Genomic DNA, 6,538 nt, shown 5'->3' on the forward strand with positions numbered 1-6,538 from the left:
ACTGCATGGGGGACCGTGTGGGAGAGTAGGACGCCGCCGGACTATATATACGTGTGGGGCTGCCCTGTTTTCAGGGCAGCCCCACACGTATTTTCGGAGTGATTTTCCGCGGTGGAGCATGGCCCCGGGCTGCCCTGCGGTCGAGCGGTGATCGTGCGGCTGGTCCGGTGAGGTCGTGGCTGAGGTCGGTGGTGTGGGGCATACCCCGTACTGTGGACATCGCCGGGTCGTGTTTCGAGTACGTCTTTTGGTCCGCAGAGATCCCTGAGGGCGCTGCGACCGGTGGAGCGAGTGGGCCGGTTCGGTGATCGGCGTTGGGGCACCTACAGCACAGCCGCGCACGTCCGCGGTACGAAGGGGAACGGCCGGTCATGGCGAGGGACGACAGTAGGAACGAGGGCGGCCGGACAGCGCCGTCCGCCTCGGACCGGTCCGGGCGGCACGGCGGTGGTCCTCGTCGTGGCGGCTCGGCGGCACGTGACAGCGGTTCGTCCTCCGGTGCCCCGCGGCGCGCGGCGGGCGGTGGTTTCGCGGGTCGAGCGTCGGGCTCCCCGCGACCTGCGGGTCAGCGTAATGCGGCGGCCGGCGGTCGGAGTGCGGGCTTCGGTGACCCGGCGAGTGGCGGCGGCCGGGCCCGCTCCGCCCAGGTGCGGAATTTCGCGAGTGCCCAGGACCGTGCCGGTGCCCCAGCTGGTGGCCGGTGGAATCGCGAAGGAGGTCAGGGTGCTCGCCCGGCGGCTTCGGGCCGAGGGCCGGCGGGGGCCGCCCGCTCCGCGGCGCGTGGGGGTCCACGCCCCGAAGGCGCCGCTGGTCAGGGGCATGCACGTGCGCCGTACCGGCGGCCGGGTGAGGGCGACGGCGGGGACGCTCGTTCGGATCGGCGAAGTGCCCCTGGGATGGGAGTCGACCGTGGCCGGCGGGCGACCGAGGGCCGTCCGACCGGTGGGGCAGGCAGGCCGTGGTCGGCGCCCGGCCGCGGTTCGCAGAGCACAGGTAGGCCCACGGCGGCCGGTGCGGCTGGTGGCCAGCGGCGCCGGGACGGCGAAGGGGACGGCGGACCCGGTCGGGTCACGGCGGAGTCCGCCTGGAGGGCGCGCAAGTCCGTTGCGCCTCGCCGCCAGGCAGCGCCTGCCTGGGGGGGGCGTCCCTCCGGTGATTCCGCCGCGCGCCAGGGCGGCTTCGCCGCGCGCGATGGCGCGCGCCGTGCGGAACGACCTGACAGCCGCGGTGGTGCGGACCGGGGCGACCGTCCGGATCGTTCCTCTTACCCCGGTCGTGCGGACCGGGGCCAACGTCCGGATCGTCCGTCGCCCACTGGCCGTGTGGATCGAGGTGACCGGCCGTCGTCCGCCGGTCGTGCGGATCGGGGTGCACGGCCGGATCGTCCGTCGTTCACCGGTCGTGCGGACCGTCCTCCGTTCGCCGCCCGTGCGGACCGGGGTGAATATCCGGGCCGGCCGGCCTTCCGCGGGCGCGCGGAAGGCGAACGTCCGGATCGTGGCGGGCGCCCGGACGTCGAGCGCCGCCCATCGCACCGTGAGGAGGCGCGTGGGGCCGGTCCAGGCGAGCGCCGTGTGGGCCCGTCTGCCTCGGCGAGGACCGACGGGCCGCCGCCCCACCGTTCCCAGGACCGTCCCGGCAGTCGGGACAGCCGTCCGTCCGCTCGTGACCGCCGGCCGGCAACGGGCGACAGGAACAGCCGAGACTCGGGTGGGCGCGGCGCGTGGACGGGTGGCCAGGCCGCCCCGTACGGTCCGTCATCCCGGAGCCAGACGTCCGCTGGCGATCGATCGACGGCCGCCGATCAAGGGACGAGGCGTCCCGACTGGCAGGGCAACGACCGGCGGGCGGCTGGGCCTCCCAGCGCATCCCGGACCGGCGGCCAGGCCGGTGCTCCCCGCTCCGCCACGTACGGCGCCGGCGGCACCGGGGCGCCTCGTGAAACGACCGGCCGTAGCGATGCCGGCCGTGACGGCGGCGCCCACGGTACGACAGGCTATGGCGGGACACGGTCAGGAGGCCCAGATCGGACGGCCTCGGCTCGTCCCGACCGTGCGGGTGCGGGCCGTCCCGACCGTGGGGGTCGTCCGGACCGTGCGGGCCGTGCTGACCGTGGGGGTCGTCCGGAAGGCGCGGGTCGTCCGGATCGTGCGGCGCGTCCGGAGGGCGGCAGCCGACGTCCTCGGGTGCAGACACCGCCGCTGCCGGACGAGGCACGCGCTGATCTGCTGGACCATGACGTGCGTCGGTCGCTGAAGGGACTTCCGGCGGGGTTGGCGGACACGATCGCTCGCCACCTCGTCGCGACCGCGCTGCTGCTCGACGACGACCCGGCGGCCGCGCTCGCCCATGCCCGTGCGGCCGCGGACCGGGTACCGCGGCTCTCGGCGGTGCGCGAGGCGGTCGGCATCGCGGCGTACCACGCGGGGGAGTACGCGACGGCGCTGCTCGAGCTGCGGGCCGCGAAGCGGATGGAGGGCTCGGCTCACAATCTGCCCCTGATGGCGGACAGCGAGCGGGGGCTCGGCAGGCCGGAGCGGGCGGTCGCCTACCTGCGGGACCCCCAGGTGGACGAGCTTGATCAGGCCACCCGGGTCGAGCTCCTGATCGTGGCCTCAGGGGCCCGGCGTGACCTTGACCAGCCGGAAGCGGCCGTGGTGCTGCTGCGTGACCTGGCCACGGCCAAGGGCGCCCCAGCCCCGTGGACCGCGCGGCTCTGGTACGCCTACGCCGAAGCGCTGCTCGCCGCGGGCCGCCCCGACGAGGCAGCCCGCTGGTTCTCCTCCGCGGCGGCCATCGACGAGGACGAGAACGACGCGGCCGCCCGCGCCTATCTGATCACGACTGGGCAGCCGATGCCGGTCGATGACGACGACGAGGAGGCGAGTGAGCCCACGGCCACCGAGGCGCCGTTCACCGGGAACCGGGCGCAGGACGCATCGACGTTGATGGAGGACGCCTCGGCGCTGGATGACGGGCCGATCCTGGGCGAGGCGACGGCCACGGACGACACGCCGGCGCCGGAGGACCTCTCGGTCGTCTACGACCTGCCGCCGCACGTGGCGGACACCTCGGAGGTGGACGACACGCCCGCCATCGACGAGGTCAACGACGACGAGGTCAACGACGACGAGGTCAACGACGACGATGCTGACGCTCCGCCCACCGGGTGATCCCGGTCGCCGGTGATCTCAGTCGTCCAGAGGGCGGATCACGAGACCGGTGCGCGGCTTCGGCGTGAACAGGGTCGACTTGCGGGGCATCCGTTCGCCGGCCTCCGCGACCGCGGTAACGTCCGCGGTCGGCGTGGGATTGAGCAGCAGAGCGGTGCCGCCGGCCGCGGCGGCGGCCGCGATCGCCGCGGGAGCGTCGTGGTGGTAGGCCACGACGTCCACAGTGTCCGCCAGCCCCCACGTCTCGACGATGAGGGCGAGATGGGCGATCGTGACGTCGAGGCCGCGAAAGGCCTCGGAGCGCTGCGCGGGCAGGCTCCGGGCGAGCAGTTGCGCGGACGGCTCGGTGAGCAGGTAGGCGGAGGTGCCGTCGGTGACGGCGAACGCGTGCCCGTTCCGACCAGCCTCGGCGAGGTCCGCGAGGAGCTGGCCGGGCCGGACGTCGCCGTCGGCGAGCTGACGGACGGCGAAGGACGGCGCGGCGAGGCGAAGCGCGTCGGCGAGGGGCAGGCCGGCGACGGAGCGATGGATCGCGTGCACCTGCGGGCCTGAGACGGTGGCGTCCACGAGGAAGGCCAGTCCGAAGTCCCAGGGGCCGGGGCCGTCCCCGGCGGCATGCCGTTCGGCCTGGTACTGCCGATAGGTGGCATAGCGGTGATGGCCGTCGGCGATCACCGCGCGTCGCGGCAGCAGATCCTCGGTCACGGCGGCGAGTTCCGCGGGGTCGTCCACGGCCCACAGCCGGTGCGTCACGCCGTCGTCAGTGGTCGTCTCCACCTGCGGCGGCGTGCCGACCACGGCGGCGACGAGCCGGCTGGCCGCACCGCCGCCGGAGTAGAGCAGGAAGATCGGTTCGAGGTTAGCCCGGGTCGCCCGGGTCAGGGCCAGCCGGTCCGCGACCGCGCCGGCCATGGTGTTCTCGTGCGGCAGGATGATGGCCGCGTCGGGGTCGGCGAGCGCGACGGCGCCGATCAGGCCGCGCTGGACGTGCCCGTCCTGCTCCTCCTCGCAGACGTAGATCGTCGGCCGTTCGTCGCGGCGCAGCACGCCGGTGTCGAGCCAGGCGCGCAACGTGCGGGCGGCGCCGTCGTAGTCCTCGCCGGGCAGGATCAGCCGGACCACGTTGTGCTCGTCGCGGTCCCACAGGCGGGTGCGTTCGGCGTCGTCGATGACATCGTAGGGCGGCGATGACCGGGCGGCGAGATCGGCCCCGGAGACGGCGAAGCGGGCCGCCCTGATCGGTGCGAGGACGAGGCCCGCGGGAACGGGCACAGGACGGTCGGCGGTCACCATGGGCCGCATCGTAGGTCTCCCCGGGCGGCGCTCCGCTCATCCGAGGGTGTGCCGGGCGGCGGGCCGTGCGGGGCGCGGCCCCGCCGCGGGGGGAGGGACGCGCCCCTGTGTTCACCGTCGGTGAGACCGCGGGGTGCGGCGGGCGATGTCGCCGCCAGGGAAAGTGATCGTTGTCCGATCCGCAGGCCAGCGGGCGGTCAGGGCAGCCACACTGGGAGACGCGGTCCACGCCATTGCCACTGGTGCGGGAGGGGCCTCGCGGGTGCTGCGCCGCTCGCGCCGGTCGCGACGGGCGGCCCGCCCGGGTGCGGCGAGGGCCGCCCGGAGTGATTTCGCTTCCGGCGGTGTTGGTTCGAGGGGGCGGTCCCGCGGGCGGGGGCGCCGTCCGCGGAGCCTGCGGCACCCGCTGTCGGGACGGGATCGCGCCTGGGGTTCGTCGACGTCCTGGAGGTGGAGATGACTGACGAGACCGGCCGCATGGCAGAGCGTTCGTTCGGATTGAACCAGGACGAGTCCTCTCCGGTGCGGCACGAGGGCCGCCGGCCGCTGCCCGCCGGCGAGGTCTACGACTGGTACACCCGCGGCTTGGCGCTGCTCGGCCACGGTGACGCGAACGCCGCCGTGCAGCTGCTCGAGCACGCCGTCGCCGCGGAGCCGGCCTCCCCGAGCCTGCGCGAGGCGCTCGGCCGGGCCCAGTTCGACGCCGGCCAGTACCTCGCCGCCCGCGGGACGTTCGCCTGGATCGTCGATCGCCATCCCACCGACGACTACGCGCAGTTCGGTCTCGGCCTGTCGGCGCGCAAGACCGGTGATCTGCGGGAGGCGATCGAGCATCTCGCGCTCGCCACGGCGATGCGGCCGGACATCAGCGACTACGGTGTCGCGCTGCGCGGCGCCCGGGCGGCCCTGGCCCGGGCCTGAACTGCCGTCCGCTGTGACATTTCGTACCCCGATGGCCGGGGTGTCCCGGCCATCGGGTCGTCCCGGCGCGGCCAGGGGCTCGCTGGGTGGTCCGTCGTCCGAAGTGACCCGCTGTCCCTGAGGAGAAGCTCCATGTCCGTTGACCACGCCGCCGGTCCAGGGGCTCACGGGCGGCTCGGCGAGGGGCGAGAACCGCTGCGCGGCACCGACCGGCCGCTCGCCGAGCTGTTCGACGTGGCCCTGATGGACCTCGACGGGGTGGTCAACCGTGGCGGCGCCGCGGTCCCGCATGCCGCCGACACGATCGCCGCGGTCGGTCGTCGCGGCCTTCGCACCGTCTACGTCACGAACAACGCGCTGCGCACGCCGGAAGCGGTCGCGGACCGGCTGACCGGTTTCGGTGTCCCCGCGGCGGCCGCGGACGTGGTCACCTCGGCGCAGGCCGCCGCGCACGTGCTCGCGGAGCGGCTGCCCGTCGGCGCCCGGGTGCTTGTGCTCGGTGGCCGGGGGCTGCGCGACGCCGTCGCCGACGAGGGGCTGACACCGGTGGACAGCGCCGAGCCGACGCCCGACGCGGTCGTGCAGGGCTTCGACCCGGAACTCACCTACGCCCGCATCGCCGAAGCCGCCTACGCCATCCGGGCCGGTGCGTGGTGGGTGGCCAGCAACGCCGACCGCACCGTCCCGACCGAGCGGGGGATCGCCCCCGGCAACGGTTCCATCGCGGCCCTGCTGAGCGCCGCGACCGAGCGCCAGCCGCTGGTGGCCGGCAAACCGGAAGCGGCGATGCACCGCGAGTCGATGCGCCGCAGCGGCGCCCGCACGCCGATCATCGTCGGCGACCGGCTCGACACTGACATCGAGGCCGGTTACCGCGCGTCGACCCCGACTCTGCTGGTGTTCACCGGCGTGACGACCCCCGCGGAGCTGCTTGCCGCGCCGCCCGAACACCGGCCGAGCTTCCTCGCCGCCGACCTGCGGGGCCTGTTGCGCCCCGCGCCGTCGGTCCAGGTCGGCGGCGCTGCCGGGGCACCGCAAGCGACCTGCGGCGGGTGGGTCGCGCGCGTCGAGGACGGCGTGCTGAGCTGGACGACCGACGCGGCGACCGAGGCCGACGACGGTGACGGGCTCGACGCGGTGCGGGCGGCCTG

The 6,538-nt window shown here is 74.7% G+C and carries 4 protein-coding genes; 3 read left to right on the plus strand and 1 reads right to left on the minus strand.

Annotated elements, in window-relative coordinates; translation table 11 throughout:
- The first annotated feature begins 2,186 nt into the window (after positions 1 to 2,186).
- On the plus strand, positions 2,187 to 3,173 hold the full coding sequence (locus tag MXD58_RS16955) for a hypothetical protein (RefSeq protein ID WP_248837158.1): 987 nt from the start codon (positions 2,187 to 2,189) through the stop codon (positions 3,171 to 3,173).
- Positions 3,174 to 3,191: 18 nt separating this feature from the next.
- Here the strand turns inward: MXD58_RS16955 and MXD58_RS16960 are convergent, their stop codons facing one another.
- The gene (locus MXD58_RS16960) at positions 3,192 to 4,475 is read right to left on the minus strand and encodes a DUF1015 family protein (protein ID WP_248837159.1); all 1,284 of its coding nucleotides are present in this window, start codon (positions 4,473 to 4,475) and stop codon (positions 3,192 to 3,194) included.
- A 447-nt stretch (positions 4,476 to 4,922) separates the two neighbouring features.
- Between MXD58_RS16960 and MXD58_RS16965 the strand changes: the two genes are divergently transcribed.
- Together MXD58_RS16965 and MXD58_RS16970 are read left to right on the plus strand one after the other, a co-directional pair.
- On the plus strand, positions 4,923 to 5,387 hold the full coding sequence (locus MXD58_RS16965; RefSeq protein ID WP_248837160.1) for a tetratricopeptide repeat protein: 465 nt from the start codon (positions 4,923 to 4,925) through the stop codon (positions 5,385 to 5,387).
- A gap of 132 nt (positions 5,388 to 5,519) precedes the next feature.
- The coding region (locus MXD58_RS16970; protein ID WP_250609537.1) for an HAD-IIA family hydrolase at positions 5,520 to 6,538 on the plus strand (1,019 nt) is incomplete at its 3' end.

This window comes from Frankia sp. AgKG'84/4, assembly GCF_023242965.2.
In the GTDB taxonomy this organism is placed as follows: Bacteria; Actinomycetota; Actinomycetes; order Frankiales; family Frankiaceae; genus Frankia.

Coding starts and splice junctions, on each gene's coding strand:
- MXD58_RS16960 (WP_248837159.1), bottom strand. CDS start 4,475: ATGCGGCCCATGGTGACCGCCGACCGTCCTGTGCCCGTTCCCGCGGGC.
- MXD58_RS16965 (WP_248837160.1), top strand. CDS start 4,923: ATGACTGACGAGACCGGCCGCATGGCAGAGCGTTCGTTCGGATTGAAC.